At 62.5% G+C, this 25,923-nt stretch carries 25 protein-coding genes and 1 pseudogene; 19 read left to right on the top strand and 7 right to left on the bottom strand.

Annotated elements, in window-relative coordinates; genetic code table 11:
* Positions 1-20: 20 nt before the first annotated feature.
* From ACWAT4_RS31300 to ACWAT4_RS31270, 7 genes are all read left to right on the top strand, one after another.
* Positions 21-1,232, top strand: a complete 1,212-nt coding sequence (locus ACWAT4_RS31300) for an FAS1-like dehydratase domain-containing protein (protein WP_449728895.1) — start codon at positions 21-23, stop codon at positions 1,230-1,232.
* Between the two features lie 86 nt (positions 1,233-1,318).
* Positions 1,319-2,518, top strand: coding sequence for a CoA transferase (locus ACWAT4_RS31295; protein WP_449728894.1), 1,200 nt, complete (start codon positions 1,319-1,321; stop codon positions 2,516-2,518).
* A complete protein-coding gene (locus ACWAT4_RS31290) occupies positions 2,515-3,705 on the top strand; it encodes a CaiB/BaiF CoA transferase family protein (protein WP_449728893.1) in 1,191 nt (396 codons plus the stop codon). Before ACWAT4_RS31295 ends, ACWAT4_RS31290 begins: the two co-directional genes overlap by 4 nt.
* Before the next feature lie 23 nt (positions 3,706-3,728).
* Positions 3,729-4,580: an HTD2 family dehydratase gene (locus ACWAT4_RS31285; protein WP_449728892.1), complete on the top strand. Its 852-nt coding sequence runs from the start codon at positions 3,729-3,731 to the stop codon at positions 4,578-4,580.
* A 52-nt stretch (positions 4,581-4,632) separates the two neighbouring features.
* A complete protein-coding gene (locus ACWAT4_RS31280; RefSeq protein WP_449728891.1) occupies positions 4,633-5,460 on the top strand; it encodes an ABC transporter ATP-binding protein in 828 nt (275 codons plus the stop codon).
* The gene (locus tag ACWAT4_RS31275) at positions 5,457-6,248 is read left to right on the top strand and encodes an ABC transporter permease (RefSeq protein ID WP_449728890.1); all 792 of its coding nucleotides are present in this window, start codon (positions 5,457-5,459) and stop codon (positions 6,246-6,248) included. The genes ACWAT4_RS31280 and ACWAT4_RS31275 overlap by 4 nt, the downstream gene beginning before the upstream one ends.
* A gap of 37 nt (positions 6,249-6,285) precedes the next feature.
* Positions 6,286-7,302 carry an ABC transporter substrate-binding protein gene (locus ACWAT4_RS31270; protein WP_449728889.1) on the top strand — a complete coding sequence of 339 codons (1,017 nt, stop codon included), beginning with the start codon at positions 6,286-6,288 and terminating at the stop codon, positions 7,300-7,302.
* 59 nt (positions 7,303-7,361) lie between these two features.
* Here the strand turns inward: ACWAT4_RS31270 and ACWAT4_RS31265 are convergent, their stop codons facing one another.
* Together ACWAT4_RS31265 and ACWAT4_RS31260 are read right to left on the bottom strand one after the other, a co-directional pair.
* Entirely contained in the window at positions 7,362-7,916 is a 555-nt protein-coding gene (locus tag ACWAT4_RS31265) for a cysteine hydrolase family protein (protein WP_449731292.1), read from the bottom strand.
* A 17-nt stretch (positions 7,917-7,933) separates the two neighbouring features.
* Positions 7,934-8,632 carry a GntR family transcriptional regulator gene (locus tag ACWAT4_RS31260; RefSeq protein ID WP_449728888.1) on the bottom strand — a complete coding sequence of 233 codons (699 nt, stop codon included), beginning with the start codon at positions 8,630-8,632 and terminating at the stop codon, positions 7,934-7,936.
* 114 nt (positions 8,633-8,746) lie between these two features.
* Here ACWAT4_RS31260 and ACWAT4_RS31255 point away from each other — a divergent pair, with 114 nt between their 5' ends.
* The 10 genes from ACWAT4_RS31255 to ACWAT4_RS31210 all read left to right on the top strand — a co-directional run bounded on the left by ACWAT4_RS31255 (position 8,747) and on the right by ACWAT4_RS31210 (position 18,833).
* Positions 8,747-9,553 carry an HpcH/HpaI aldolase/citrate lyase family protein gene (locus ACWAT4_RS31255; protein ID WP_449728887.1) on the top strand — a complete coding sequence of 269 codons (807 nt, stop codon included), beginning with the start codon at positions 8,747-8,749 and terminating at the stop codon, positions 9,551-9,553.
* Positions 9,554-9,628: 75 nt separating this feature from the next.
* On the top strand, positions 9,629-10,834 hold the full coding sequence (locus tag ACWAT4_RS31250) for an ABC transporter substrate-binding protein (RefSeq protein WP_449728886.1): 1,206 nt from the start codon (positions 9,629-9,631) through the stop codon (positions 10,832-10,834).
* A 94-nt stretch (positions 10,835-10,928) separates the two neighbouring features.
* Positions 10,929-11,678 carry an SDR family NAD(P)-dependent oxidoreductase gene (locus tag ACWAT4_RS31245; protein ID WP_449728885.1) on the top strand — a complete coding sequence of 250 codons (750 nt, stop codon included), beginning with the start codon at positions 10,929-10,931 and terminating at the stop codon, positions 11,676-11,678.
* A 4-nt stretch (positions 11,679-11,682) separates the two neighbouring features.
* A complete protein-coding gene (locus ACWAT4_RS31240; protein ID WP_449728884.1) occupies positions 11,683-12,582 on the top strand; it encodes an NAD(P)-dependent oxidoreductase in 900 nt (299 codons plus the stop codon).
* Positions 12,579-13,475, top strand: a complete 897-nt coding sequence (locus ACWAT4_RS31235) for a branched-chain amino acid ABC transporter permease (RefSeq protein WP_449728883.1) — start codon at positions 12,579-12,581, stop codon at positions 13,473-13,475. Before ACWAT4_RS31240 ends, ACWAT4_RS31235 begins: the two co-directional genes overlap by 4 nt.
* Positions 13,468-14,442, top strand: a complete 975-nt coding sequence (locus tag ACWAT4_RS31230; RefSeq protein ID WP_449728882.1) for a branched-chain amino acid ABC transporter permease — start codon at positions 13,468-13,470, stop codon at positions 14,440-14,442. Before ACWAT4_RS31235 ends, ACWAT4_RS31230 begins: the two co-directional genes overlap by 8 nt.
* The gene (locus tag ACWAT4_RS31225) at positions 14,439-15,224 is read left to right on the top strand and encodes an ABC transporter ATP-binding protein (protein ID WP_449728881.1); all 786 of its coding nucleotides are present in this window, start codon (positions 14,439-14,441) and stop codon (positions 15,222-15,224) included. The genes ACWAT4_RS31230 and ACWAT4_RS31225 overlap by 4 nt, the downstream gene beginning before the upstream one ends.
* Entirely contained in the window at positions 15,217-15,954 is a 738-nt protein-coding gene (locus ACWAT4_RS31220; protein WP_449728880.1) for an ABC transporter ATP-binding protein, read from the top strand. The genes ACWAT4_RS31225 and ACWAT4_RS31220 overlap by 8 nt, the downstream gene beginning before the upstream one ends.
* Before the next feature lie 12 nt (positions 15,955-15,966).
* Positions 15,967-16,905, top strand: a complete 939-nt coding sequence (locus ACWAT4_RS31215) for an SMP-30/gluconolactonase/LRE family protein (RefSeq protein ID WP_449728879.1) — start codon at positions 15,967-15,969, stop codon at positions 16,903-16,905.
* Between the two features lie 488 nt (positions 16,906-17,393).
* Positions 17,394-18,833, top strand: coding sequence for an aldehyde dehydrogenase family protein (locus ACWAT4_RS31210; protein ID WP_449728878.1), 1,440 nt, complete (start codon positions 17,394-17,396; stop codon positions 18,831-18,833).
* Positions 18,834-18,856: 23 nt separating this feature from the next.
* Here ACWAT4_RS31210 and ACWAT4_RS31205 read toward each other — a convergent pair.
* The 3 genes and pseudogenes from ACWAT4_RS31205 to ACWAT4_RS31195 form a co-directional block, all read right to left on the bottom strand.
* A pseudogene (locus tag ACWAT4_RS31205) lies at positions 18,857-19,506 on the bottom strand (response regulator transcription factor).
* 76 nt (positions 19,507-19,582) lie between these two features.
* Positions 19,583-20,575 (bottom strand): cyclase family protein, encoded by a 993-nt coding sequence (locus tag ACWAT4_RS31200; protein WP_449728877.1) that lies wholly within the window; start codon positions 20,573-20,575, stop codon positions 19,583-19,585.
* Between the two features lie 485 nt (positions 20,576-21,060).
* Entirely contained in the window at positions 21,061-21,723 is a 663-nt protein-coding gene (locus tag ACWAT4_RS31195) for a TetR/AcrR family transcriptional regulator (protein ID WP_449728876.1), read from the bottom strand.
* A gap of 96 nt (positions 21,724-21,819) precedes the next feature.
* Between ACWAT4_RS31195 and ACWAT4_RS31190 the strand changes: the two genes are divergently transcribed.
* Both ACWAT4_RS31190 and ubiA read left to right on the top strand, forming a co-directional pair.
* Entirely contained in the window at positions 21,820-22,710 is an 891-nt protein-coding gene (locus ACWAT4_RS31190; protein WP_449728875.1) for an acetoacetate decarboxylase family protein, read from the top strand.
* Between the two features lie 69 nt (positions 22,711-22,779).
* A complete protein-coding gene (gene ubiA / locus ACWAT4_RS31185; protein WP_449728874.1) occupies positions 22,780-23,712 on the top strand; it encodes a 4-hydroxybenzoate octaprenyltransferase in 933 nt (310 codons plus the stop codon).
* Positions 23,713-24,041: 329 nt separating this feature from the next.
* Here ubiA and ACWAT4_RS31180 read toward each other — a convergent pair whose 3' ends face one another.
* Both ACWAT4_RS31180 and ACWAT4_RS31175 read right to left on the bottom strand, forming a co-directional pair.
* Positions 24,042-25,013 (bottom strand): fumarylacetoacetate hydrolase family protein, encoded by a 972-nt coding sequence (locus ACWAT4_RS31180; RefSeq protein WP_449728873.1) that lies wholly within the window; start codon positions 25,011-25,013, stop codon positions 24,042-24,044.
* Between the two features lie 12 nt (positions 25,014-25,025).
* Positions 25,026-25,796, bottom strand: a complete 771-nt coding sequence (locus tag ACWAT4_RS31175; RefSeq protein ID WP_449728872.1) for a cyclase family protein — start codon at positions 25,794-25,796, stop codon at positions 25,026-25,028.
* Between the last annotated feature and the right edge of the window lie 127 nt (positions 25,797-25,923).

The following is a 25,923-nucleotide window of genomic DNA, read 5'->3' as shown; positions in this document are numbered from 1 at the left end:
TACAGGGATCGGAGACGAACATGTCAGACGTGATGGAAAAGGAAAAAGAGGTCGGCCACGCCCCGGCGGAAGGCAAGATCACCGACGAAGCGATCGCGCAGGCGCGGGGCATGATCGGACTTCAGCTGCGCCCGGAGGGGCCGTATCTCCAGGATGCGACCGACGACACCATCCGCAATTTCTGCAACGGCATCGGCGACCTCAATCCGCTCTACCGCGATGCCGAGCACGGCCGCCAGAGCCGCTACGGCACCAACGTTGCCCATCCGATGTTCCCGATGGCGTTTGGCTGGATCGGCCGCACCCGCTGGGGTCTTCCCGGCGTGCACGGCTTCTACGCCGGCAACGATTGGGAGCTGTTCCGCCACATCCGTCCGGGCGACCGCATCACCGCGATCGAGCGCGTGGTCGGCATCGAGGAGAAGGAAAGCAAGTTCTCCGGCCGCCTCGTGTTGCAATATGTCGAGGCCGTCTATTCCAACCAGCGCGGCGAAATGGTCGCTCGCGCGCTCGGCACCTGCACCCGCCACGAGCGCAAGGCCGCGCGCGACGCCGGCAAGTACAAGGACGTCAAGCCCTACGAGTACACGGCCGACGAATTCGCCGCGCTCGACGAGGCCATCCTGAAGGAGGACGAGCTCATCCGCGGCACCACGATGCGTTACTTCGAGGACGTCAACGAAGGCGATGAGTTGCCGCCAATCGTGCGCGGCCCGCTCTCGCTGATGGACACGATGGGTTTCCTGGTCGGCTGCGGTCGCGGCCATACCCACGGCATCGTGCTGAAATCGGCGGTGAAGCATCCCGGCCATTTCTTCCGCAATCCGGAAGCCGGCGGCGGCATCGAATATACCGGCATCGGGCATCACCGCGAGTCCGTGGCCAAGGAAGTCGGCGTGCCCGGCACCTATGATTACGGTCCGCAGCGTTCGTCCTGGCTCGCCAGCCTCGTCAGCAACTGGATGGGCGATGCGGCCTTCCTCAAGCGCGTGCGCACCGAGATGCGGCGCTTCAACACCATGGGCGATTCCACCTGGTGCAAGGGCAAGGTCAGCAGGAAATACGTCAAGGACGGCTTTGCGCTGGTCGATCTCGAGATCTGGGGTGAGAACCAGCGCGGCGAACTGACGACGCCGGGCCTTGCCACCGTGATGCTGCCCTCGCGCGACGTGAAGAACCGCGTGTTCTTCGACGGAGCGGGGCTCGAGCTCGAACTGCCGACCATCCGCTGAATCCTGTCGGCGAAGAACCTGCAAGAACCGAAGCGTGGCCCGCCACGCTTCGGGCCCAACCAAGAACAACAAGAGGAAGCGTTGCCATGACGAACGAGGCTATCGCGCCTCCGCTCGCGGGCGTCATTGCCGTCGAGATCTCGCGCGGCGTTGCGGCCAGCCATGCCGGCCGGCTGCTCTCCACCCTCGGCGCGGAGACGGTCCTCGTCGAGCCGCCGGCAGGGCATCCTCTTCGCCGCGAGCCGCCGTTGCTGCCGCCGGCGCATGAGGCGAGTGCGCTGTTTGCCTTTCTGGCCGCAGGCAAGAAGAGCGTCACCTGCGATCTGACGACGCAGGCCGGACGGGCTGCATTGTCCGCGCTGCTCGCCGAGGCAGACGTCCTCGTCCACGATCTCAGCCCCGCGGAACGTGTGACTCTCGACCTGGACCAGCAGACTCTCAGGGCGCGCTATCCCAGGCTGATCGACGTGTCGGTGCTGCCTTTCGGCGCCACGGGACCGAAAGCGGACTGGCAGGCGGAGGAGATCAATCTGATCCATGCTTCGGGTGAGGGCTTCCTGTTGCCCAACGGCCTTGCTGCCGAGCTCTTTCCCGAACGCCCGCCCTTGAAGGTCTACGGTCATTTCGCCGAGTACCAGGGCGGCGTGGTCGCCGCGCTTGGCGCTTTGTCCGCACTGGTCGGCAGCGCGCAAGGCGGCGCCGAAAGCGTCGACGTCTCCATCCAGGATGCCACGCTTGCCGTTGGCGCGTTCGCGCTTCAGCGTCTTGGCGACGGCTCGCTCGAGCATCGCCGGACGCGCTCGTTCAAATATGGTGGCGTGCTCGAATGTGCTGACGGGTATGTGGAGCTGCTGACGCTCGAGGAGCGGCAGTGGCGCGGCCTGATCGAATTGATGGGCCGCCCCGACTGGATGCTCGATCCCGCGCTGTCGGACGCGCTGGAGCGAAGCCGGCGTGGCGCGGAGATCAACCGCGCGATTCGCATCTGGGCACGCGAACAGCGAACCGCTGACATCGTCGCGCGAGCCCAGGCGCTGGGCGTGCCCATGGCGAAATATGCCAGCCCCGCCGAGGTGCTGTCAGGTCCGCATGAGGCTGCGCGGCACCTGTTTCAGCCGGCCGAGATTCCAGGAGCAGGCCGCCTGCCGGTGTTGTCGGCACCGTTTCATGTCGACGGCGCGGCGCTGTCCTTGCAAGCCGGGCCGCCGCGGCTCGGCGAACACCAGCACTTGCTCTCGGCCAGGCGTCAGTGCGAACGGCCGGAAATTGTCGCGGAGGTCTCATGAAACCGCTTGCCGGTGTCCGCATCGCCGACTTCACGCTGCATGCCGCAGGGCCGTTCTGTACTCACATGCTGTCGCAGCTCGGCGCCGAATGTATCAAGATCGAGAGTGCCGCGCGGCCGGATATCTTCCGCAAGCCGCACCCGGTCTACGGCCGGATGGGGCCGGCGAGCTTCGATCAGGTTGCGTCCAACAAGCTTTCGGTTCGCATCAATCTGAAGGACGCGAAGGGCAGCGCGCTGGCCAAGAAGCTCGTCGGCGTCAGCGATCTCGTTTGCGAGAGTTTTCGGCCCGGGGTGATGGAGCGGCTCGGTCTCGGCTATGCGGCGCTGGCCGCGCTGAAGCCGTCTGTCGTGATGGTATCCGTCTCATCGTCGGGCCAGAGCGGACCGGATTCGCATTTCGCCGGCTACGCTCCGTTGTTCGGTGCCTGGGGTGCGCTCGGTTATCTCACCGGCTATGAGGATGGACCGCCGGTCGAAATGCGCCACGTGATGGACCACAGTATCGGCATGAACGCGGCGATGGCGGCGGTGGCCGCGGTGTATCGCCTGCGCCAGACCGGCCGCGGTGGGCATATCGACGTCAGCGCGCGCGAAGTGGCCTGCTCGCTGGTCGGCGAGGCGCTGCTGTTTGCCGCGGCGGGAGGAGAACCGGCGCGGATCGGCAACGACCATCTGCGCATGGCGCCGCACGGCGTGTTCGGGACTCGCGAGGAGGATCGCTGGCTGACCATCGCGATCCGCACAGACGACGAATGGCGTCGCCTGGTGAAGTTGATCGATGCGCCGCACCTCTTGTCGGATCCGCGGTTTGAGACAGCCCCAGGCCGGCATACGCATCGGCGGGTTCTGCATGGCGAGATCGAACATTGGACGATGACGTGTGAGGCCGGCGAGGCCGAGCGTCGGCTTCAGGCCGCTTGTATTGCCGCGCATGTCTCCTGCAACATGGAGGACATCGCGCATGACGGGCATCTGCGCGAGCGCGGGACCGTCGTCGATGTCGAGGACATGAGCGGCAACAGGCGCGCGGCGCTGAAGGCTCCGATCTGCTTCTCGAAATCGGAGGTCGGGATGACGCGGGGCACGCCGCGCCTCGGCGAGGATGAGGACTATGTGTTCGGCGAGCTGCTCGGCCTCAGCCGTGAGGACCGCGAAGTGCTGATCGACCAGCAGGTGATTTACTGAACGCTAGAAGTGGAGTTGCCGTCATGAGCGAGAGCGCAGCATTGGCTGACGAGGATTGGCAGACCTGGGTCGGTCGCAAGGAAACCATCCGCGAGCGGATTGCAGCGGACCGCGTCGCCGCGCTGGCCGCCACGCTCGGTGTGGAAGGACATCACGCAGCCGGCGCCGCCCTGCCGCCGGGCTGGCACTGGATCTTCTTCAATCGCTTCGTGCCGCGGCAGGAGTTGGGACCAGACGGACATCCGAAGCGCGGCGGGTTTCTGCCGCCGGTGTCGCTGCCGCGCCGCATGTGGGCCGGCGGGCGTCTCACCTACCACAAGCCGCTGACCATCGGCGGCGAGGGCGAGCGTGAAAGCACCATCCTGAAGGTCGAAGCCAAATCCGGCCGTGCCGGCCAGCTGGTGTTCGTCACCGTCAGCCACAGCATTGCCTGCGACGGCGCGCCTTGCATCACCGAGGAACAGGACATCGTCTATCGCGAGGCGGCGGCGCCGGGATCGCCAGCGCCAGCGGCGGCACCGTCTCCGCAGGATGGCGCGTGGTCGGAAGAGTTTCGACCCGACACCGTGTTGCTGTTCCGCTATTCGTCATTGACGTCGAATGGCCACCGCATTCATTACGACCAGGCCTACGCGCAGTCGGAGGAGAATTACCCAGACCTCGTCGTGCACGGGCCGCTGACGGCGACCCTGCTGCAAGGCTTCGCGGAGCGGTACGCGGGCAAGCCGCTCAGATCCTTCGAGTTCAGGGGCGTCTCGCCGCTGTTCGTGAGCTCACCGTTCCGCCTGGAAGGGAAGGGCGACGGGCACGTGCTCGACCTCTGGGCCAGCGGGGCGAGCGGCGCGCTCGCGATGCGGGCCGCCGCGGAGGTCTGAAGGTATCGGGACGGGATCCGAAACAAGAAAAGCACAGCGGAAGGCCAAGGCGATGAGATCGGCGCACCTGTCTGTTGTCGCTGCGCAAGATGGCGAGGCACAGCGCGCGCCCGCAGTCGAGCTGCGCGGCGTTGGCAAGACCTTCGACTCGCGCAGCGGTCGCATCGACGTGCTCAGCGGACTGAATATCTCGCTGCAAAGCGGCGAGTTTCTCGCCATCGTTGGCCCCAGCGGCTCGGGCAAGTCGACCGTGCTGAACCTGCTGGCCGGTCTGGATCGACCGACCGCGGGTGCGGTGTTGTGCCAGGGCGAGCCGGTTGGGGCCATCAATACCGGGATCGGCTATCTCACCCAGCATGACAGCCTGCTGCCGTGGCGGACCGTGGAGCAGAACATCGCGGTGCCGCTCGAGCTGCGCCGGATTGACCGTGCGGAGATCGCCGCCCGCGTGCGCGAGCTGATCGCACAGGTCGGCCTCGAAGGTTTCGAGCGTCACTATCCGAGCCAGCTCTCCGGCGGCATGCGCAAGCGCGCCATGCTCGCTCGCACGCTGATCTACGACCCGCCGGTGCTGCTGATGGATGAGCCGTTCGGGCCGCTCGATGCCCAGCTCAAGCTGGTGCTCCAGGCCGAGCTTCTCAAGCTGTGGTCGGCGCGGCGCAAGACGGTGGTGTTCGTGACCCACGACATCGTCGAGGCGATCACGCTCGCCGATCGCGTCCTGGTGTTCTCGCCGCGCCCCTGCCAGGTCAGGCTCGACGAGCCCATCAATATTCCGCGGCCGCGCGAGGTGCACGAGGTGCGCTTCCACCCCGCCTTCGAAGAGCATTATCGGCGGCTCTGGGCCGCCCTCGAGCCACCGGCGAGGCGATCGTCATGAGCACAGAGGCGCTGTCCGATACACGGGTCGAACCCATGCTCGGCCAATCCGGCCGCGTATGGCTCTACCGCACGATCTTCGTGGTTGCGATGCTCGCGGCCTGGCAGGCCGCATCCGGCTCGCTGCTCGACCCGTTCTGGGTGAGCAGCCCGGCGGCCGTATTCAAGACGCTGGTCGCGTGGACTGCGAGCGGGCAGCTCGCCTATCACCTGCTCATCACGTTCAAGGAAACTGCCATTGGCTTCGTGTTGGGCGCGACCGCCGGAGTCCTGTTCGCGCTGATGATCGGTGCGAGCGATATCCTGCATCGCACCGTAGATCCTTTCGTCACGGCGGTGTACGGCGTGCCCAAGGTCGCGCTCGCGCCGCTCTTCATCATGTGGTTCGGTATCGGCCTTGCGCCCAAGATCGTGCTTGCCGCGATCAGCGTGTTCTTCCTCGTGTTCTTCTCGACCCTGCGCGGCGTGCGCGAGGTCGACCTGAAAATGGTCGATGCGCTGCGTACCATGGGCGCGGGCCGGTTCGCGCTCCAGCGCATGGTGATCTTTCCGTCTGCGCTGCCATGGCTGTTCACGGGATTGAAGCTCGGTCTGCCCTACGGCTTCGTCGGCGCGGTCGCGGCCGAGATGATGGCCTCCAATGCCGGCATTGGCTACCTCACGCAGAATTCCGCGGGCCAGCTCGATACGGCCGGCGTGTTCGCCGCTCTGTTTGCGCTGATGGTCGTCACCACGCTCCTCAACGACGTGCTTGGACGGCTGGAAAGCTGGATATTCCGCTGGCGCTGAGGCGGCCTTGCGAGAACAAAAATAGAGGGAGGACATCATGATCACGCGTCGGACGATGTTGGGCGGGATCGCTGCGGGATCGCTGGCCGGTTCGGTTGCGCCGGGCCTGTCGCAGGGCATCGGCAAGCCGGTGACGATTGCGATCGGCGGCTACACATTCGCCTATCTGCCGCTGCTGGTCGCGACGGCGGCCGGCTTCATGAAGGATGCAGGCCTCGATGTCTCCCTGATCGACACCGGCAGCGGCACCAACAGCATGGCGGCGATTCTCGGCGGCAGTGTCGACGTCGCCGGTCTCGTGATGAGCGATGTGATCCTTGCAGTCGCCAAGGGCCAGAAGATCAACGCCTTCGCACCGCTGATGTCGCAATATGCGAGCGACGCCGTGATCAGCAGGAAGACCGCCGACAAGATCGGCCTCGCCGCCGACATGCCGCTGAGGGAACGCATGGCCCGCATGAAGGGGCTGACGCTGGCGATCTCCGGCCGCGGTAGCGGCACCGACAAGATCTGGCGCTATCTGCTGTCGCTCGGCGGGCTCGATCCGGAAAAGGATGTCAGCCTTACGGTGGTCAAGCTCGACAAGATGTACCTGACGCTGCGTTCCGGCCAGATCGACGGTTTCAACACCACGGCGCCGGCGAACAACCAGGCGGTGGAGGAGGGGCTCGCGGTGTGGGCTGCGCGCCCGTCGCACGGCGAAGTGCCGGGCATCGAGAATTTCCTCTACACCGTGCTGTGCGGCCGGCCGGATTTCCTCGACAAGAATCCCGAGATCGCTACGTCGTTGGTCCGCGGCATGACCAGGGCATCGGAATTGATCCGCAACGATCCCGACGCGGCCGGCCAGATTTTGCGCGATCGCTACTTCCAGCAGACCGACGCCGCGCTGATCAAGCGCACGGTATCGGATCAGCGCACGACCGTCTCGGTGCCGCCGACATTGTCCGAGCAGCAGTTCGCGCACAACATGGAGTTCGAGCTGAAGTTCAGCGATGCCGTGCGCGGCGTCACCTACCGGCAGGCGATCGATCCGCGCTGGCTGGGGGCGTAGGGCTTATCCTTACTGTACGGACGGTGCACCTCCTCCCACAAGGAGAAGGGACAAGTCCATCACCCGAAACTCACATCCGCGCTGCCCTTGATCGCGGCGAAGCGACCAAGGCAGCGTAGCGCACTATCGTGCTCGTCGGCGGTGCCGCCGGCGCAGCAATCCTCCAGGACCGTGCAGGAATAGTCGCGGTCGTGCGCCTCGCGGGCTCCGGTATGCACCACACCGTTGGTGGACACACCCGTCAGGAATAGATCGGTCACGCCATGCGCTCGCAGGATCGGCTCCAGCGATGTGCCGTAGAACGGGCTCACCCGGTGTTTGACGATGTCGAACTCGCCGGCCTCTGGCTTGAGGTCGGGATGTACCTCCGTGCCCCAGCTGCCGAGCTTGAACATGCCCGCGCTGCGGGCCCGGGAGAAAATCGGAGAATTGGGCGGGCATTCCCGATAATCGGGCGAAAAGCCCACGCGGACGTAACCGATCAGCGCGCCGGCCGCGCGGGCTTTCGCGATCAGCGCCTTCGTGCGGCCGAGCACATCGCGCTCTTTCATCAGCGGGACATAGGTCTTCGCGCCGCCGCCGTTCTCGTGAACGAGGTCATTCAGCATGTCCATCACGAGCAAGATCGGCTTCATAAGGTCTCCTTCTCAGAGCTCTTGTTCTCAGAGTTCTTGGATTTGACGGCGCTATCCGTCTTCGTCGGCAGGCTGTTGCGCAACTCGTTCCAGCCGGTCTCGATGTGCCGCCGCATCGTCAGCATCGCGCCTGCGGCGTCACCTTCGATCACGTTCTTCAGGAGCTCGTTGTGTTCCTTGGCGGCGCGCTCGGCGCGGCCGCCAATGCGGTTGATGACGTCGAACGGATATTGCGCCCATAGCACCTGCACGAAGTGAAGGGTCTTGGGCAGTCGCGCGAAATCGTACATGCGCCGGTGGAAACGGTAGTTAATTCCGCGTGCGGCGGTGCTGTCGTTGGCGAGAGCGGCCGCCTCGAACTGTCGTGCCAATTCGCGCAGCTCCGCGATCTCCTCGGCGGTGATGTTTCGCACGGCGCCTTCCACCAATTGGGTCTCGAGCGTGATGCGCAGCTTCAGAATTTCGGTCGACGCCTCGACGTCGAACGGTGCCACGGTCGCACCGCGATAGGAATCGCTGGATAGATAGCCTTCGGCCTCGAGCAGTTTCAGTGCTTCGCGAACCGGTGTGATGCTGATCTTCAGCTCTTGCGCGATCTCGGTTTGCTTCAGCCGGACGCCGCGTGGCAGCCGCCCCGAGATGATGCCCTCGCGGAGATAGTCGGCGACCTGCTCCTCTTTTGTCCGATATTCCATGTCCAATGCCCGTCGCTCGTGACCGATTTGTCCGCGACCACCATAGACGCGCCCCGATAGGGGCGGTAGAGGTACAAACGATAATGCATGATGCATAATCGAGGATGATGCCTGGTGTCCAGCCCTTTGTCTCGCTCCTTCCTGTTCGTCCCGGCCAATCGGCCTGAACGCTTCGGTAAGGCCGTAACCTCCGGCGCTCATCAGGTGATCCTCGATCTTGAGGATGCGGTGGCCCCCGCCGACAAGGGTGCGGCGCGCGACTTCGTCGCGCGATGGCAGCGGCGAACGGATGCCATTGTGCGCGTCAACGGCGCCGACACGAGCTTCTTTGACGAGGATCTGGCGATGGTCCGCAGCGCAGGCGTGACCAAATTGATGCTGCCGAAGGCCGATACCGAGGCCCTGGATCGCCTCATGGGATCGCTGGACCGGCCGTGTCAGATCATTGCGCTGATCGAAACGGTCAAGGGCAACGCGGAGCTTCGAAATCTCGGCAAGAGCGGCCATGTTGCCAGGTTTGCCTTTGGTAATCTCGACTTCGGCGTCGATGCAGGCGTGACCGAGCTCGACGGCGAGCTTGATCCGGTTCGTCTCCAGATTGTGCTGGAGTCGCGGCTTGCGGGGCTCGCGCCACCCGTCGATGGCGTGACCACGTCATGGGCGGATCCGGCGATCTTCAATGCTGCGGTCGGGCGATCGAAGGCGCTCGGCTTCGGCGCCAAGCTCTGTATCCATCCTGCTCAAGTCAAACTGGTCAACGACGCCTTCACCCCGACCGCCAAGGAGCTCGAATGGGCCCGTCGGATCATGGAGGTTGCGCGCAGCAGTGGAGGCGGGGCGATCGCCCTTGATGGGAAGATGGTCGATGCGCCAGTCATTCGCAGGGCCGAGCTCATCCTGAATGGCCAAGATAATGCATAATGCATTTTTTCTTGACCGGTTCTGTAGGTCCCGGTAAAGATCGAAGGAGAAAAAACAGACAATCGGGGAGGGCCTATGAAAAGGCGCGACTTTCTCAAGCTTTCGGGCGCTGCCGCGCTCGCATCAGCCTATCCCGGCTCATCCGTCCTCGCTGACGAGATCGGCGTCGATGCCGCCGCCAAGACCATCACGATCGGCGGGTTCACTCCGGTCACGGGACCTGTCCCGTTCTACGCGATCCTGACCCACGCGGCCGACGCCTACTTCAAGAGTGTCAACGAGGCCGGCGGCATCAAGGGCTGGAAGATCAACTACGTGACGCTCGACGACGGCTATGATCCCGCCCGCAGCGTCGCCGCGGTCCGGCGTCTCGTCGAGGACAGCCACATCTTCGCGCTGGTCGCCGCGGTGGGCACCGCGACCAATGTCGCCGTCATTCCCTACGCCAAGGAGAACGGCCTTGCGATGATCGGGCCGATTGGCGGCGCCAGCGCCTTCTTCGCCGAGCCGAACATCTTTCCGCTGTTGCCCGACTATGGCTGGTCGGCGGCATCCAATGCCGAGTTCGCCGTCAACGACCTCAAGTTGAAGAAGGTCGCGCTGCTCTGGGAAAACGACGAACTCGGTCGCTCCGCCAAGCGCGGCTTCGATCTCTTCATGGAGGCGAACAAGCTCACGCCGGCGGAATCGGTGCCTTTCGAGGTCAAGACCACGGATTTCACGCCGCACATCCGCCGTGTCGCCAATGCGCAGGCCGACGCCGCGATCCTGTTCGGCTCCAATGCCAACCTCGCGGCGGCGCTGAAGGCCGCCGACCGCCAGGGCGTCAAGTTGACCTGGTTCGCGCCGTTCTTCACCGCAGATCCCGCGACCTACAAGCTGACCGGCGATCTGCTCAACGGCGTCTACTTCTCCTCCTGGCTGCTTCCGGTCGACAGCGCCGAGCCCGAGATCAAGGCCTATCGCGATGCCGTGACGAAATACTATCCGAACGACCCTGTCGGCGTGTTCGGCCTCAACGGCTGGAGCAATGCCGCGCTGTTCGGCGGCATCTTCGGTGCGCTGGTCGACAGCGGAAAGCCGATCACGCGCGCCAATCTGATCGAGGCGGGTAATGCCTTGAACAACGCCTCGGTCGGCGGTGCGCGCAAGGTGACCTTCACCGGCTCCGATCATCGCGGCACGCGCCAGGAGGCGATCCTGCAAGCGCAGGGCTCCTTCGTCATGGTGCGCGATTTCAAGCCCTATCCGGCCGTGGCTTTCGACGCCAAGCCGGCCTGACCTGATCGCGTCAGCGGGTGATCGCAAGACGCGACCACCCACAGTTCGCGTTAACTGCCAAAAAGGCTGCCAAGAAGAACAAGGAAAATACGACATGGCTGGATCGCCTCTGAGTGGCCCCTCGCGTCTCGACGGACAAACTGCCCTCATCACAGGAGCTGCCGGCGGCATCGGCCGCGCCGTGGTCGCTGCCTTCTGCGAAGCCGGTGCCGACGTCATCGCCACCGATATCGTGGAGGACGGCGGCAGGTTTCCCGCCAAGGCGAGCTATCGTCGCTGCGACGTGACGGATCGTGCGGCCGTCGAGAAGCTGATCGACGCCGAACTGAAAGCGCGCGGCAAGATCGACATCCTGGTGCTCTGCGCCGGCACCATCGCCAATACGCCGCTGCCGCAATCGACCGACGAGGAGTGGGAGAAGATCCTCGCCGTCAATCTGATGGGCACGGTCAATCCGGTTCGCAAGCTCTACCCTGTCATGGCCGAGCGCGGCTTCGGCAAGATCGTGGCACTCGGCTCGATCGCTGCGAAAATCGGCGGCGTCGCGTCCGGTCCCGCCTACGTCGCGGCGAAATCGGCCGTGCATGGCTTGATGAAGTGGGTTGCCAAGAACGGCGCCGGCAAAGGTGTCTACGCCAACATCATTGCGCCCGGCCCGGTCGAGACGCCGATGTGGGCGACCGTGACCGATCGCGCCGCGCCGTCGGCGAACGGCAACGTGCCGCTGGGACGGTTCGGCCAGCCCGAGGACATCGCGCAGAGCATTCTCTTCCTTTGCTCGCCGGCGTCGAACTGGATCACCGGCACGGTGCTCGACGTCAATGGCGGCATGTTGATGGATTGATGCCATGAGCAAAGCAGAAACCATCGGCTTCATCGGCCTTGGCGTCATGGGCGGACCCATGTGCCGCAACGTCGCGAAGAAGCATGCAGGTCCCGTGCTGATGTTGGATCGCGACGCGGCGGCCGTTGCCGCGCTGTCCGACACCAAGGCGCAAGCCGCAGCGTCACTCGAAGCGCTTGCTGCTGCAGCCGACGTGATCTTTCTGTCGTTACCGGGTGGCCCGCAAGTGGAAGCGGTCTCGGGCGCGATCGCGCAGGCGGCGCGGCCGGGAACGACGATTGTCGATCTCAGCACCACGCCGGTTGCACTGGCACGCGCCGTGTCCGACCGGCTGACCGCGGCCGGCTTCCACTTTGCCGACGCGCCGGTGGCGCGCACGCGGGAGGCCGCACAGCGCGGTGAGCTCAGTATCATGGTCGGCGCCGAGACGGCCGTGTTCGCGCGGATCAAGCCGCTGCTCGACTACATGGGGTCCGACGTCACCCATTGCGGCGAGGTCGGCTGCGGTCAGGTCGTCAAGCTGATCAACAATGCGCTGGTGTTCGAGAACACGCTCGCGCTCGCCGAGATGATGGTGGTGGGGGAGCGCGCCGGCGTGAAGCCCGAGACGTTGCTCAGCGCCGTGTCGAAAGGCTCGGGTGACAGCTTCGTGCTGCGCAATCACGGAACCAAGGCGATGCTGCCGCGCAATTTTCCGGAGAAGGCGTTCCCGCCGGAATATGTGCTGAAGGATCTCGACTATTTGCTTCAGCTCGCGGCCGACACCGGCATCCGCCCTGGTGTCGCCGAGCTCGCGCGCCGCTATTACGACGCCGCCTGCCGGCAAGGGCTCTCGGGCCGATACTTCCCCGGCGTGATCGAGTTCATCGAGAAGGGCGGCACGCCCGGCGAAGGGCAGGGATGAGCGTGGCGGGATTCATCAGGGACATCCTGCCGCTGCTGTGGTCCGGCCTGATCTCCGGCTGCCTCTACGGCGTCGGCGCGCTCGGTCTTGTCATGGTGTTCAAGAGCTCGCGCGTCGTGAATTTTTCCCACGGCAATCTCGCCTGTCTCGGCGCCTTCGTGGTCTACGGCTTCTCAAGCGGCAGCCTGCTCAGCCTGTCCTGGGGGAGTGCGGTGGCGCTGGCGCTCGGCATTGCCTGCACGGTCGCGGTGATCAGCTATGTCCTGATATCGCCGATCGTCTTCAAGTCCGATCTCGCCTCCACGATTGCGACCCTCGGGGTTGGGCTGATCCTGCAAGGCGCCGTGCAGCTCATCTTCGGTGCCGACATCGTCAATCTCGACCTGCCGGTGCCGCGCTATAGCTTTAGCCTGGGTGCAATCCGCATCTCCTCCTACGATCTCGCCGTTCTCGCCGTCACGCTCGCGATCGTCGGCGGCCTGTTCGTGATCATCGAGCGCACCAGGCTCGGCGTCGCGTTCCGCGCGGTGTCGACCAATCCCTTCGCCTGCGAGGTATGCGGGCTGAATTTGCGCTCGGTGCACCTGTTCTCCTGGCTCGCCGGTGCAGTGCTCGGCCTCGTTGCCGCTTTGCTGATCGTGCCGACGACGTTCCTGAGCTCGACGACGGTGCCGTCCTTCATGCTGCAGGCGTTCACGGCGGCCGTGGTCGGCGGCTTCTCGAGTCTGCCGGGCGCTGCTGTCGGCGGCATTCTGGTTGGTGTCGCCATGAACCTGTTCTCGTTCTACGTCGCGCCGGAGTTCATGAACAGTTTCCTGCTGGGCGTGATCCTGCTGACGCTGAACTTCTTCCCCAACGGGCTGCTGGAAAGGGCGATCGGTGGCCGTGTCTGATCTTGCACAGACGTCCAAGGCCAGCGTGTCCGCCCGCAGCAGTCACGTCGACGTCGCGGGGCTGTCCATGCTTGCTGTGGTCGCGGTCCTGTTGCTGGCGCCGCTGCTCGCCGGCGGCTTCCTGCTCTACAGCCTGTCGCTGTGCTTTGCCAATGCGCTTGCGGTGCTATCGGTCAGCATGCTCGTGCGTTATGGCGGCGAGGTGTCGATCGGGCACAGCTTCTTTGTTGCACTCGGCGCCTATGCGGTGGCGATCGTCGAGCACCGGCTTGGCCTGTCGATAGTCGTAAGCCTGCCGCTGGCGACGTTGCTCGGCGCCGGCGCCGGCTTCGTCTTTGCCTTTCCCTCGCGCCGGCTGTCCGGAATCTATCTTGCGGTCGCAACTATGGCGCTTGCGCTGGCGCTGCCGGAAATCCTGATCGGTTTCGAAAAGTTCACCGGCGGTTTCGAAGGGCTCTATATCGCGCAGGATCTGATCCCCGGCATCCCCAAGGCGTTGCAGCACTACTACGTCGCCCTTGCAGTGCTCGTGCTGGTCTGTCTGGCGCTCGCGCATTTCCGCAAGTCGGCGCAGGGGCTGGCGCTGCTGATGGCGCAGGCACAGCCGCGCGCCGCCGAAGCGATGGGGATCACGCGGAGCTGGGCACGGATCTCGATCTTCACGCTGAGTGCCGCGGTCGCCGCGCTTGCCGGCGCGCTGACAGGCTTTGCGTCCTCGACCGTCTCACCCAACAGCTTCACCTTCTTCAGTGGAGTGTTCCTGCTGGTTGGATCGGTCGTCAGCCTTAACAGGCTGTCCTTGCCGGCCGCGCTGGTCGGCGGCGCCTTCATCACGCTGGTGCCGACCTATCTTGCGCAAGCCGGAGACTGGGTCCCGATCCTCTATGGCGTCGCGCTCGTCGTCGTGACGCTGGTGGCGAATGGCGGTGATCTGCGCCGCTTCCGGCCGCGGAGAGCGGGGCGATGATGGAGGCCGCCACCAGCAACGGGCTCGTCGCCGAGGGAATCTCGCTCGCCTTCGGCGGGCTTCACGTGTTGAACGACGTCTCGATGACGCTGCGGCCCGGGGTGGTCACTGGCCTGATCGGGCCGAACGGTGCAGGCAAGACCAGCCTGTTCAACTGCCTGACCGGGCTCTACCACGGCCAGCGCGGCCGCAGCAGCTTTGCCGGCACGCCGTTGAACGGCCTTGGTCCAGCGCAGCGTGCCGCATGCGGCATCACGCGCAGCTTCCAGAACCTGGCGATGTGCCCTGATCTGTCGCTGTTGGAAAACGTCCTGGTCGGTCTCACCCTGAAGCGGCGTTCCGGCTGGTTCAGCGCGTTCGTGCCGACGCCGGCGCAGCGGGCCGAGCAACAGGATGCGGAACGGCGCGCCATGGCGGCGCTGAACGAGCTCGGCATCGCCTCCGTCGCGCATGAGAAACCGTCCGATCTGCCGCCGGGAACGTTGCGTCTTGCCGAGATTGCACGAGCGGTTGCCTGCGAGCCCAGGGCGATCCTGCTCGACGAGCCGGCGGCCGGTCTGAACGCGGTCGAGACGCGCGACCTGATGCGCGCCTTGAAACGGCTGATGCGGCCCGATCTCGTTCTGCTCGTCGTCGAGCACGACATGGACCTGATCATGGAGCTGTGCGAGCAGATCTACGTGCTCAATTTCGGCAGGATGATCGCGAGCGGCACGCCGGCCGAAATCCGTGCGCATCCGGATGTGATCCGCGTCTATCTCGGAGACGAAGCCGATGACTGAGCTGTTCTCCGCGCGTGGACTCTGCGTCAGCTATGGGGCGGCGCGCGCCGTCGAAAATGTCGAGCTCTCCGTGCCCGAGAAGGGCGTGGTGGCCTTGCTGGGCGCCAACGGCGCCGGCAAATCGTCGGTACTCAAGGCCATTGCGGGCCTGGTGCCGGCGGAAGGCGAGCTGCGCTTTGCTGGCGAAGACATCGGCACGCTCGCCGCGCGGCAGCGCGTCCGGCGCGGCATCGTCTATGTCCCCGAGGGCCGCCAAATCGTCGGCTCGCTCACGGTTGCCGAGAACCTTCTGCTCGGCGGTTACTTCCTTGATGCGCGCACGCAGCGGCAGCGGCGCGACCTCATGCTGGAGCTGTTCCCGGAGATTGCGGGCCGCCTCAAATCGCCGGCCTGGATGCTAAGCGGCGGCGAGCAGCAGATGCTGGCGATCGGCCGCGGCCTGATGAGCGCGCCGCGCCTGTTGCTGCTGGACGAGCCGTCGCTCGGGCTGGCGCCGCTTTTGATCCGGCGGGTGTTCGAGCGCCTTGTCACGATCAAGCAGGATACCGGGCTCGCCATCATGCTGGTCGAGCAGAATTTCCGCATGACGATGAAGGTCGCCGACGAGCTCTATTTCGTCCGCAACGGCGCGATCGTCGGCCATCGCGGCGCGGCGGATCTTGCAACCGCGGCGAGCCGGGCCGAGGTCGCGGACGCCTATCTCGGCGCGGGTCAACCGGTGCCGGCATGAGGGAGTGACGACATGCGCCTCGAAGGCAAGGAGATCACGAACGGACTTGCCTTTCCGGAAGGGCCGATTGCGCTCGCCGACGGCAGCGTTCTCGTCGTCGAGATCGAGGGCGGCCGGCTCACGCGGGTGTTGCCATCTGGCAAGAAAGAGGTGATCGCACATCTCGGCGGCGGTCCAAACGGCGCGGCGGTCGGTCCGGACGGCAAATGCTATGTCTGCAACAATGGCGGCTTTTCATGGCACAAAGACAAAGCCAACTTTGTCCGGCCAACCGGTCGCGCCGAGGACTACACGACGGGCCGCATCGAGCAGGTCGACCTCGACACCGGCGCGGTCAAAACCCTCTATGACGCTTGCGGTGGGTTCAACCTCAAGGGGCCGAACGACATCGTGTTCGACGCCAAAGGCGGCTTCTGGTTCACCGATCTCGGCAAGACCTATGGTCGCCTGATGGACCGCGGCGCGGTCTACTACGCGCGCACCGATGGCTCGATGATCCGCGAAGCCATCTATCCGATCATGACGCCGAACGGCGTCGGTTTGTCGCCGGACGGGCGCACGCTCTATGTCTCGGAAACCGAGACCAGCCGGATCTGGAGCTATCCGATCATCGGCGAAGGCGAGGTTGCGAAGGAACCCTGGCCGTCGCCGAACGGCGGCAGGCTGCTGCATGGGCTGCCGGGCTATCAGCGTTTCGATTCGCTCGCCGTAGAGGCGGGCGGCAACATCTGTGTCGCTACGCTCGTGCGCGGCGGGATCAGTGTGTTCACGCCGGATGGACACCTCGTGGAATTCCGCGAAGCCGACGAGGTCTATTGCACCAACATCTGCTTCGGCGGCGCCGACATGCGCACCGCCTTCATCACGCTCTCCGGCACCGGGCGACTGGTTGCGGTCGATTGGCCAAGGGCAGGCCTGGCGCTCAACGACCCTCGCACCGCGCGCAATTAGAGATTGTCTGGCACACCGTCGCATCTCGAATTCGTCGCGATGCACGGCATGAATGCAAACCGACCCATAGTTAGCCCGCAGAGCGACTAAGTAGACCCGCAGACAGAACTATCGTGCGTCCGCAGCCGGTCGAATTGTGCGGCGTCGGTACACGCCAGCCAACTCGCAAATTCGAGAGCGAACTGGTTCGATAGGGGTTGGATCGCGGCGGATCCGTCGGCCCGTAGCACCGGCGCTGCTGGCAGAGCCATCGCCCATCTAGCAGGATGGAATTGCCATCGTTCGCCAAGCTTGACCTAACCGGCCACACGTGTCATTCAACCGGTTGAGTGATGTGGACCAGATTTGAACTGGTAGTAAGGGTCCACTCAAACTTGGGGAGCTTCGAAAGATCGCGTGTACGCGCCAAGGCGAGGGCGACCGAGGGTGCGGAAACGACGGTCTGCGACGTGAGCTCGCCCATCGATCGACAAGGAGAGGAAGGTTTCATGGCCAACAACACTCAATTCTATATCGGCGGCGAGTGGCGGGAGCCTGAGGGCGGGCAGTTCCTAACAATTACTGATCCAGCAACGGAGGCGATCGCCGGCCGCGTTGCCGCCGCAAGCCTCGCCGATGTAGACCGGGCCGTTGCTGCGGCCCGAAATGCGTTCGAGACATACTCGCGCACGAGTGTCGATGAGCGCTTGGCACTCCTTGACCGCCTCGCTGCAGCTTACGACAAGCGTGTTCCTGATCTTGCGAGAGCAATTACGGCCGAGGTCGGAGCTCCACGTTGGCTCGCCGAGCAAATGCAGGCCGTTCTGGCCGGGATCCATATCCGTGTCGCGCGGGATGCTTTGGCGCGGTACCGTTTCTCCGAGCCCATGGGAGCAGCCCGCATACTCAAGGAGCCCATCGGGGTCTGCGCCTTCATTACACCTTGGAATTGGCCACTGAACCAAATCGGAAGTAAGGTCGCGCCTGCATTGGCCGTGGGCTGCACGATGGTGCTGAAGCCATCTGAGATCGCGCCCTCTTCGGCAACGATCTTTGCCGAGATCGTGCATGACGCTGGCGTCCCGGCTGGCGTGTTTAATCTTGTACATGGCGATGGTCCGCGTGTCGGCGCGGCGCTCAGTGCGCACCCGGCTATCGACATGGTTTCCTTCACGGGATCGACCAGAGCCGGGATCGAAGTCGCGCGCGCGGCCGCGAATACGGTGAAGAGAGTCCACCAGGAATTGGGCGGAAAGTCAGCGAACATTGTGCTACGGTCGGCCGATCTTTCACGTGCAGTGTCCCATGGTGTCGCGGCTGTGATGTTGAATTCCGGTCAGTCGTGCAACGCACCAACGCGAATGCTCGTGCCCAGGGAAAGAATGGAAGAAGCTAAAAGGTTGGCGAAAGCCGCTGCCGGGGAACAAGTACCAGGTAATCCGAACAGCAACGCGAAGTTGGGGCCTGTCGTCTCTGAGCGCCAGTGGGACAAGATTCAGTCGTTGATCGGAGTGGGAATGGCGGAGGGCGCTACGCTGATTGCGGGAGGCCTGGGGCGCCCAGAGGGGCTAGGCAAGGGCTATTATGTGAAGCCGACCATCTTTGCCGACGTCACGAACGACATGACAATCGCCCGTGAAGAGATCTTCGGCCCAGTGCTCGCTATTCTCGCGTATGACAGCGAAGAAGAGGCCATCCGTATCGCCAACGACACTCCCTATGGTTTGGCTGCTTATGTGCAGGGCGAGCATGGCGAAGCTCAGGCTGTAGCAGCAAGGCTTAGAGCGGGCCAGGTCGTGCTGAATGGAGCTCCGTTCGATTTCAATACGCCCTTTGGCGGTTACAAGCAGTCGGGCAACGGTCGCGAGTGGGGTGAGCATGCGTTCGCCGAATTCCTCGAGGTCAAGGCGATTGTTGGAAATGCGATCGATGAAAACGCCACGGCGTGATATATGCTCGAGAGGCGAGGGATCTAGCAGTTCTTAGACGATGCGCGCCGGGCTGCAGCCATCACGATGCGCATCAGGTCGGCTGCATTCCTTGCCCGTAGCTTTCTCATTATATTAGAACGGTGATCTTCGATGGTACGAGGACTTATTCCGAGGGCGCGGCTCGCCTCCTTGTTAGAGGCGCCGGAGGCGATCTGCTCGAGCACATCACGCTCCCGTGGAGTCAGCGGCTCGCAGCCTGGAAAATCTAGTAAGCCCAATTCCGGCGGCACCACTCTCTCCGGCTGCCGCGCGTGTGACGACCGATCGCTTCGTCCAGCCGGTTGACGATCTCGTCGCCGCGCAGTGGCTTCTCGATGAAGTCGAGCGCGCCGTTCTTGATCGAGCTCACGGCCGTCGCAATATTGCCATTGCCTGAGATCATCAAGATTGGCGCAAAACAACCCTCGCTTTGCAATTTCTTGAGAAGGTCGATGTCCGATTTTCCGGGGATATGCACATCGAGTAAGATTGCAACCGGTGTCCGGATGCGCGCTGCGGCGGATAGTGCCATGCCGTCAGAAAAGCAGATGACCTCGTAGCCTGCTGAGCTCAAGGCCATCGACAGGGTATCGCGAATGGCGGGATCGTCGTCGACGACGAAGATCTCACCCCGGGAGGTTTCCTTGGCCATGCAGTATGTCCAATTGGCAGGCAGCAAACCGATCTTCCGTCCTAACGGACTTAGGATCTCCATGACGCCGAAGCGCTCATTTGATTGCCATCGGGTTGAGAGGACATCCAACTGCACCGGTGAACGGAAGTGACGCTCCGACGAAGAAGAATTCGTAGACCTTGTCATTGGCGCAGTCTTGCGCGAGTTCCTTCAGATAGAACATCTCGCCGAGCGTCAGCCCGATCATAGGAATGACGACCCAGTGCCATGGCTGAAAGGCTCGTTCAACCTCGTTGGGACGTACTTCAACGCCCCAAGTATCCGTAGCAATCGCAGCGATATTCTTGGTCCGACACCAGTCGGCAGTTTCGAACTTCATCCCAGGCGCGTCACCGCCAGCGAATGTACCCCATCCTTCGACCAAGCAACGCTCCATTTGCCCGGTGCGTACGATCAGAAAGTCACCGGGGCCCACCTTCACGTGCTGCGCTGAGGCGCACGCTTCAAGTAGATCGATGCCAATGCCAAAGCCGTCCGGCAGCCAAGGCATTCCGAGGTGGCGTGGGATATCGAGCAATACGCCCCGACCGACAATGCGATCGCGGGTCTTTTCTATGCCGCATTTGCGAGCGCCCTCGGTACCAACAAGACGCGCATCATAACCATTCCACATCTTGTCATAGTAAAAGATATGGGAAAGGGCATCCCATTGGGTTCCGGCCTGGAGCGGCATCGTTACCATGTCGTCGGCCCCGCGGATCTCACGAAATTCGCCCATGTTCGAGCAACAGTCCGTTCCTGTGACGAAGAACGTGTGAACCGGGTTGAAGCGCTTTGATCCTGGGACGGGACGCTGTGGACCCGAAGCATCGTAGTTCATAGCCAGTCCGAAGGACTTACCATACCGAATTAACTTCGCAGCATCGACAATCATTGTCGACGTCACATTGTTGAGCGTGCCGATTTCGTCATGCGGCCCCCAACGCCCCCACTGCTTATTGCGTTCCGCCGAAGCGTGAAGATCTTCCAAAGTGAGACTGTCACGCGTTGAAGCGGGATCGGTCTTCGAAGACGCTATCTTAGTCATTTGGTTGCCGGCTCGCTCTTCTGTTGATGATGGGGGCGCATCGATGACCAAATGGCCTTCACCGCAAATCTAATTTTCCTTCACGAGGCAATTTGGGTGGTCCGGAATTCTCGCCTTGTCTTCTTGGATGCCCGGCAGCACTCGGACGTCTCGAACTCCTTAGGAGATTCGGCGCGCCATCCTGTCCGAGTTGCTATCAATCAACCGGTTGAATGTCAACGACCGACCAAGCCGGCTTTAATCGTCGGGGGTGCTTCCGCGGCTTGAGCCGTCCGGTGTCGGGAAGACGCGCTTGCGACGCGCGAAACTCGCCCATACGAGGGGGCGCCTACGCAGAAACGAAGCTGGCTGAGGCCGCGTAAGGCCCGCATCGACCCGATCGACGATGATCGGCTTCTCTTGGGGATGAAGCGCTCGAACTCCTTGAACGCGCCTACTGCGTTCTCCGAAGCACTCGATCGGGCGCTGTCCTTAGTTGAGCCTGATCAGGCCTTTGGCTTAGAACCGCACAATGTCTCAAATGCGGAAGTCGCGACTGTGACGACATCGTCGGTGATGCGGTCGATCGCAGCATCGGTAAGCTGGGTTTCGCCCAGTTGGATCGGCCCCATCACCATGAGCGCAACCGCTAGCCTCAAAACCTCGTAGATGCGGTTGCGGGAGGCCGAGGGAAATAGCTTGCTTAATGCGTCAACGTAAAGCTCGCGTACCGGCGTCACTAACTCTTCGATCAGCGCGACAGCAGCGTCGGGTGCGGCAAGGTGGAGGCCCGCAAGGATGCGACCATAATTGTAGCCGACCTCGGTCCGCGTAGCACGCAGATGGGGCGCCAAATATGCGTTCAACAGAGCTCGCGTACGCTTGCGCGGAGGCAGGGTTGCTGGGATCTGTTCCAGCCCCCGTCGTCGCTCGACCTGAATACCGGAGAGTGCTGCCTCGATAACGGCCCTATACAGGGCTTCTTTGGACCCGAAATAGTAGTTTGCCGTGGAGTTGTTGACGCCGAGTTCACGTTGGATGGCACGTTGACTAGCTCCTTGGATGCCGTGTTCGGCGAAATGACGTGCTGCGACCTCCAGGAGTCGCTCTCGAGACGAGAGCGAGCGCCCGCGATCCACGAACGAAGGCTGAGCCGCATTGGTCTTCATGTCTCACACCGGTATTCAATCACTTGGTCTAGGACGTTCTTGCGCGTTAGCCGCATCCTTGACAAGACCCCATACCGCGCTTATTCAACCGATTGAATGGATCACGGTCTATTTTTGCGACTTGGCGGCAAGCTGGTTGGCGAAGCCGAGGGTTTCATCGAGCTAGGGAGATCGACGGTGGCATTGCAATTTGAACCAAACCTGCGTTACCGAATGCCGGTAGTGTTTGGCCCGATGCCTGGTCCGCGGCAACGGATCGGAGGTGGCAGGCACAGCGACCCGATGGGGAGAGTCCACAGCGTGTCGTCTAGCTTCCTTACGGATCCGGCTGCGCTCGAGCGCATGCTGCCGCCTGGTTTCTCTCTAGACGGTGAACCGGTGGTGACCGTCGACCTAACGTATATGAGCGAACTCCAATGGCTCGCGGGGCGTGGATACAACACGCTCGGCGTCCGCTTTCCGGTCCGCTACGAGGGAAAGCATGAGCGCCTTCGTGGCCCGTTTCTCGCGATTCTTTGGGAAAACAAAGCGGACCCCATCATCACGGGGCGCGAGGAATTGGGTTTCGCAAAGCTATTCTGCGAGATCCATCCTCCTGCCGTCCTCGGTGAAAACCGCCACCATACAGCGAGTTGGGAGGGGCATAGGTTCATGGAGATGGAGATTTCGGACTTAGTGCCTGCTTCGCTCAGTGTCGAGCCGAGTGACGGTTTGCTCCACTACCGATACGTGCCGCGTGTGGGGGTGCCTGGACAAGCCGACTGTTCAGGCGCGGTGCTTTCTCCGCCCGGTGGTCGCTTTGAGCTGATCGACCATGCAGTTGGTAAGGGGCGCGTACGCTTTGTTGAGTCGACCTGGGAGCAACTTCCGACGCTCGTCCACATTGTCAACATGCTCGCAGCCCTTCCCGTGATCGAGGATCGTGGTGCAGCCGTCACCAACTGCCGTCGCGATTTGGAGATGAAGGAACAGCGCCTCGTCGATTGAAATTCGCCGGCGTTCACGCGATATGACTTGCTCCGATGCGGAGAGCGATCTGCGCTGTAGTCGCAGGGCATGATAGATCGGTATCGTCAGCATGACGGCAATGGCCCGTCCGATTTGAGCGATATCCGCCCAGGGGATTGGGTCGATCGCCGATTGCCCTTGAGATGGCGATCCTACGCGAGGCTCGCGCGACTTGATCGGCCGGTAGGGATATGGCTCACGCTTTTTCCGTGTCTTGCCGCGCTTGTCCAAGCTTCGCACGGAGTCCCCACTTTCTTGCGAGTCATAGTCTTCTCTCTCGGCGCTCTTCTCATGAGGAGCGCCGGCTCCACCTTCAACGATATCGCCGACCGCAAATTTGATGCGCAGGTTGAACGCACTCGATTCCGTCCCTTGACCAGTGGTCACCTGCTGACCCGACAGGCTATCGCGTTCCTCGTCGTCGAACTGATGCTCGCTGCATTACTGTTGATCTTTTTGAAACCATTCACGCGCTTGCTGGCCGTATGTGTGCTGCCTCTCGTATTCATTTATCCATTTTGCAAGCGCTTCACGCATTGGCCACAAGCTGTCCTGGGTGCGGCGTTCAATTGGGGAATGCTGATGGCATGGGCGGAGGTGGTGGATGACATCCCGACTGGAGCTGTCGCCATGTGGATCGGTGCGATCGCTTGGCAAATTGGGTATGATACAGTCTATGCTTACGTGGATGTGAAGGACGATACTCGCATTGGCTTGAAATCGACGGCTATCTTGTTTGGCCAAAAGGGGAAAATCTGTATCGGCTTGTTTTATATCCTCACAATCGCATCATGGTCCTTGGGAGGTTGGTTGTTGAGTATGTCGCCACCATACGCCCTGGGAATGGTATTCACACTGCATTTCGCTTGGCAGACTTGGCGCATCAACCTCCAACGGCCTGAGGTGAATTTCGGGCTTTTTCTGTCGAATGTTTCGACCGGACTTCTCCTGACATGTGTCGCTCTCATGGGAACTTGTTAAAAGCCGCAATGCCAAGCTCGCCGTTCTAATGGACATCGAGAGGCGTTGCAGTCGTGGATGCAGGTCGATCGCGCTGCGATCAAAAATAGGAAACCCGGTGCCGATGATGGCGCCGTGGCGCGGTCGCACGTTCTTCCGAACATGACGGCATGCGGCGGCTGCCGCTGTAGGACCAACCAAAAAAGAAGGGCCCGGTAAGGTTGTTACCGGGCCCAGGTTCCGGTGGAGCTACCTCCACCCGGGAGAAAATGAATCTTGAATTTAGGCGGGCTTCCTTGCATGCGCGGCGATCTTGATATCTTTACGCGCCCGTTTCTTCTCGCAACTCTTCAGGTCTCGTGTCTCGCAACAGTGTTGCGAAGAACGCCAATACGATCGAACTCTAGTTCGACGACGTCGCCATTTTGTAGGAAGCGAAAGTGCTCCAGGCCGGAGCCGTTGCCGATCGTCCCCGATCCGAACACCTCTCCAGGCTGAAGCGTCTCGTCCCGCGAGACGAAGGCGATCATATCTTCGAAGCTGTGCAGCATGGCCGCGCAGTCGTCTCTTACAAAGCTCTCGCCGTTCACGCGGGCAGAGGCGATCAATTGTTTCACGTCCGGAATCTCGTCCCTTGTAACGATCCAGGGCCCCATGGCGTTGCCCATATCGAAGCTCTTGCCCTTTGCAGGTCCTAGCATTCCCTGCATTTCGATGACCTGAGCGTCACGGGCAGAGAAATCGTTGAAGATCGTATAGCCGAATATGTGGTCAGCGGCTTTGTCCGGGCGGATGTCCTTCCCTCTTTTCCAGAGCACCGCCGCTAATTCCAGTTCGAAGTCCATATATGCCGAATAGCGCGGCCAATGGACGGTTTCCTCCGGTCCGATCACGCTGAAGCGGTTGGTGATGTAATAGATGGGCTGTTGCCGATAGACGGGTGGCACGTGGTCATTTGGCTGAAGATCGGGGATCGGCTGACCCTGCATCTTTGCCGCAAGTTTCTGCATCCCAACCGGGCTCTGAAGAAGATGCATCGGAAACGCGGAAAAATCTCGAATCTGCGGCGGCACCGGCAGCGGCGCAAGCAACTTGACGCTGGTAATCGGCTGCTGGTGAGCGCCTGACCTTTCTGTGGAATCTGCGATTTCGCGCGCGAGATCGAGTATGGGCTCGCCTCGTTCAATAAAAGCAAGCATAGAGCTGAAGGCGCCGTCATCGCGACCGTCTGCTGCGGCCGCAAGATCAGTTATCCTACTCAGGTCGGCGGAAACCACACCAACTTTCCTAACGCCCGAGGCATTGTAGGTAGCAAGTTTCATCTTTTTTCTCCCTCAGGGCTTAAACACGGCGACGGGCCGGCACCAGCCGGCGCTCGCACCCTTGACCTTCACTGGAAAACAGATCACTTCGAAACCGACTGAGGGAAGCGCCTCGAGATTGGCCAGCTTTTCCATGTGGCAGTAGCCGCGCACGATACTCGCCCGGTGCCCCTCCCAAATCAACGAAGCGTCGCCGGTTTGCGCCACCTTCTGCGCCGTGTAGATGAATGGTGCATCCCAGCTCCAGGCATCGGTGCCCGCGACTTTGACGCCGTGCTTCGTCAGATAAAGCGTTGCTTCCTGTCCCATTCCACAGCCAGTCGTCACATAGTCCACTTCACCGTAGCGGGCGCCGGCCGCGGTGTTGACCAATACGATGTCGAAGGGCTTCAGTTCGTGCCCAATGCGCTTCAATTCCTTCTCGACGTCTTCAGCGCTCGCCACATAACCATTATCGAGATGGCGAAAATCGAGCTTCACTCCGCGTCCCCAGCACCATTCCAGCGGCACTTCGTCGATGGTGATCGCGCGCTTGCCACCGTCCATCGTCGAATGGAAGTGATACGGCGCATCCAAATGCGTGCCGTTGTGCGTGGACATGGTTACGAGCTCCACGCCCCAACCTTCGCCTCCCGGCAACTGCTCGGGTAGCACTCCAGGAAAGAATTCCAGCATCTGCTCCGCGGTTTCCCGGTGCGCGAAGTAGTTGATCTTTGGACCAAGCCCCGGCGGGTCTGCGCGGTCGGTATTTTCCAACGGGCGCGATAGGTCGACGAGCTTCATTTTTTTCTCCGTTCATACCCCTTGGCTCGAAAGCCGCGCGCGGGCTGCCAGACCTTCCCGCTCCGGTTTTAGCTTTCGTGCAGCTCTCTCCTCGGATGCATTGTCGGGAGCGGGCGACTGCCTCGAA

This window comes from Bradyrhizobium sp. T-1 (genome assembly GCF_053592855.1).
This window is presented reverse-complemented; position numbering and strand designations above follow the sequence as displayed.

Excerpts from the sequence above, each read along its gene's own strand:
- ACWAT4_RS31300 (WP_449728895.1), top strand. The coding sequence starts at position 21 with ATGTCAGACGTGATGGAAAAGGAAAAAGAGGTCGGCCACGCCCCGGCG.
- ACWAT4_RS31295 (WP_449728894.1), top strand. The coding sequence starts at position 1,319 with ATGACGAACGAGGCTATCGCGCCTCCGCTCGCGGGCGTCATTGCCGTC.
- ACWAT4_RS31290 (WP_449728893.1), top strand. The coding sequence starts at position 2,515 with ATGAAACCGCTTGCCGGTGTCCGCATCGCCGACTTCACGCTGCATGCC.
- ACWAT4_RS31285 (WP_449728892.1), top strand. The coding sequence starts at position 3,729 with ATGAGCGAGAGCGCAGCATTGGCTGACGAGGATTGGCAGACCTGGGTC.
- ACWAT4_RS31280 (WP_449728891.1), top strand. The coding sequence starts at position 4,633 with ATGAGATCGGCGCACCTGTCTGTTGTCGCTGCGCAAGATGGCGAGGCA.
- ACWAT4_RS31275 (WP_449728890.1), top strand. The coding sequence starts at position 5,457 with ATGAGCACAGAGGCGCTGTCCGATACACGGGTCGAACCCATGCTCGGC.
- ACWAT4_RS31270 (WP_449728889.1), top strand. The coding sequence starts at position 6,286 with ATGATCACGCGTCGGACGATGTTGGGCGGGATCGCTGCGGGATCGCTG.
- ACWAT4_RS31265 (WP_449731292.1), bottom strand. The coding sequence starts at position 7,916 with ATGGACATGCTGAATGACCTCGTTCACGAGAACGGCGGCGGCGCGAAG.
- ACWAT4_RS31260 (WP_449728888.1), bottom strand. The coding sequence starts at position 8,632 with ATGGAATATCGGACAAAAGAGGAGCAGGTCGCCGACTATCTCCGCGAG.
- ACWAT4_RS31250 (WP_449728886.1), top strand. The coding sequence starts at position 9,629 with ATGAAAAGGCGCGACTTTCTCAAGCTTTCGGGCGCTGCCGCGCTCGCA.
- ACWAT4_RS31245 (WP_449728885.1), top strand. The coding sequence starts at position 10,929 with ATGGCTGGATCGCCTCTGAGTGGCCCCTCGCGTCTCGACGGACAAACT.
- ACWAT4_RS31240 (WP_449728884.1), top strand. The coding sequence starts at position 11,683 with ATGAGCAAAGCAGAAACCATCGGCTTCATCGGCCTTGGCGTCATGGGC.
- ACWAT4_RS31235 (WP_449728883.1), top strand. The coding sequence starts at position 12,579 with ATGAGCGTGGCGGGATTCATCAGGGACATCCTGCCGCTGCTGTGGTCC.
- ACWAT4_RS31225 (WP_449728881.1), top strand. The coding sequence starts at position 14,439 with ATGATGGAGGCCGCCACCAGCAACGGGCTCGTCGCCGAGGGAATCTCG.
- ACWAT4_RS31220 (WP_449728880.1), top strand. The coding sequence starts at position 15,217 with ATGACTGAGCTGTTCTCCGCGCGTGGACTCTGCGTCAGCTATGGGGCG.
- ACWAT4_RS31215 (WP_449728879.1), top strand. The coding sequence starts at position 15,967 with ATGCGCCTCGAAGGCAAGGAGATCACGAACGGACTTGCCTTTCCGGAA.
- ACWAT4_RS31210 (WP_449728878.1), top strand. The coding sequence starts at position 17,394 with ATGGCCAACAACACTCAATTCTATATCGGCGGCGAGTGGCGGGAGCCT.
- ACWAT4_RS31200 (WP_449728877.1), bottom strand. The coding sequence starts at position 20,575 with ATGACTAAGATAGCGTCTTCGAAGACCGATCCCGCTTCAACGCGTGAC.
- ACWAT4_RS31195 (WP_449728876.1), bottom strand. The coding sequence starts at position 21,723 with ATGAAGACCAATGCGGCTCAGCCTTCGTTCGTGGATCGCGGGCGCTCG.
- ACWAT4_RS31190 (WP_449728875.1), top strand. The coding sequence starts at position 21,820 with ATGGATCACGGTCTATTTTTGCGACTTGGCGGCAAGCTGGTTGGCGAA.
- ubiA (WP_449728874.1), top strand. The coding sequence starts at position 22,780 with ATGATAGATCGGTATCGTCAGCATGACGGCAATGGCCCGTCCGATTTG.
- ACWAT4_RS31180 (WP_449728873.1), bottom strand. The coding sequence starts at position 25,013 with ATGAAACTTGCTACCTACAATGCCTCGGGCGTTAGGAAAGTTGGTGTG.
- ACWAT4_RS31175 (WP_449728872.1), bottom strand. The coding sequence starts at position 25,796 with ATGAAGCTCGTCGACCTATCGCGCCCGTTGGAAAATACCGACCGCGCA.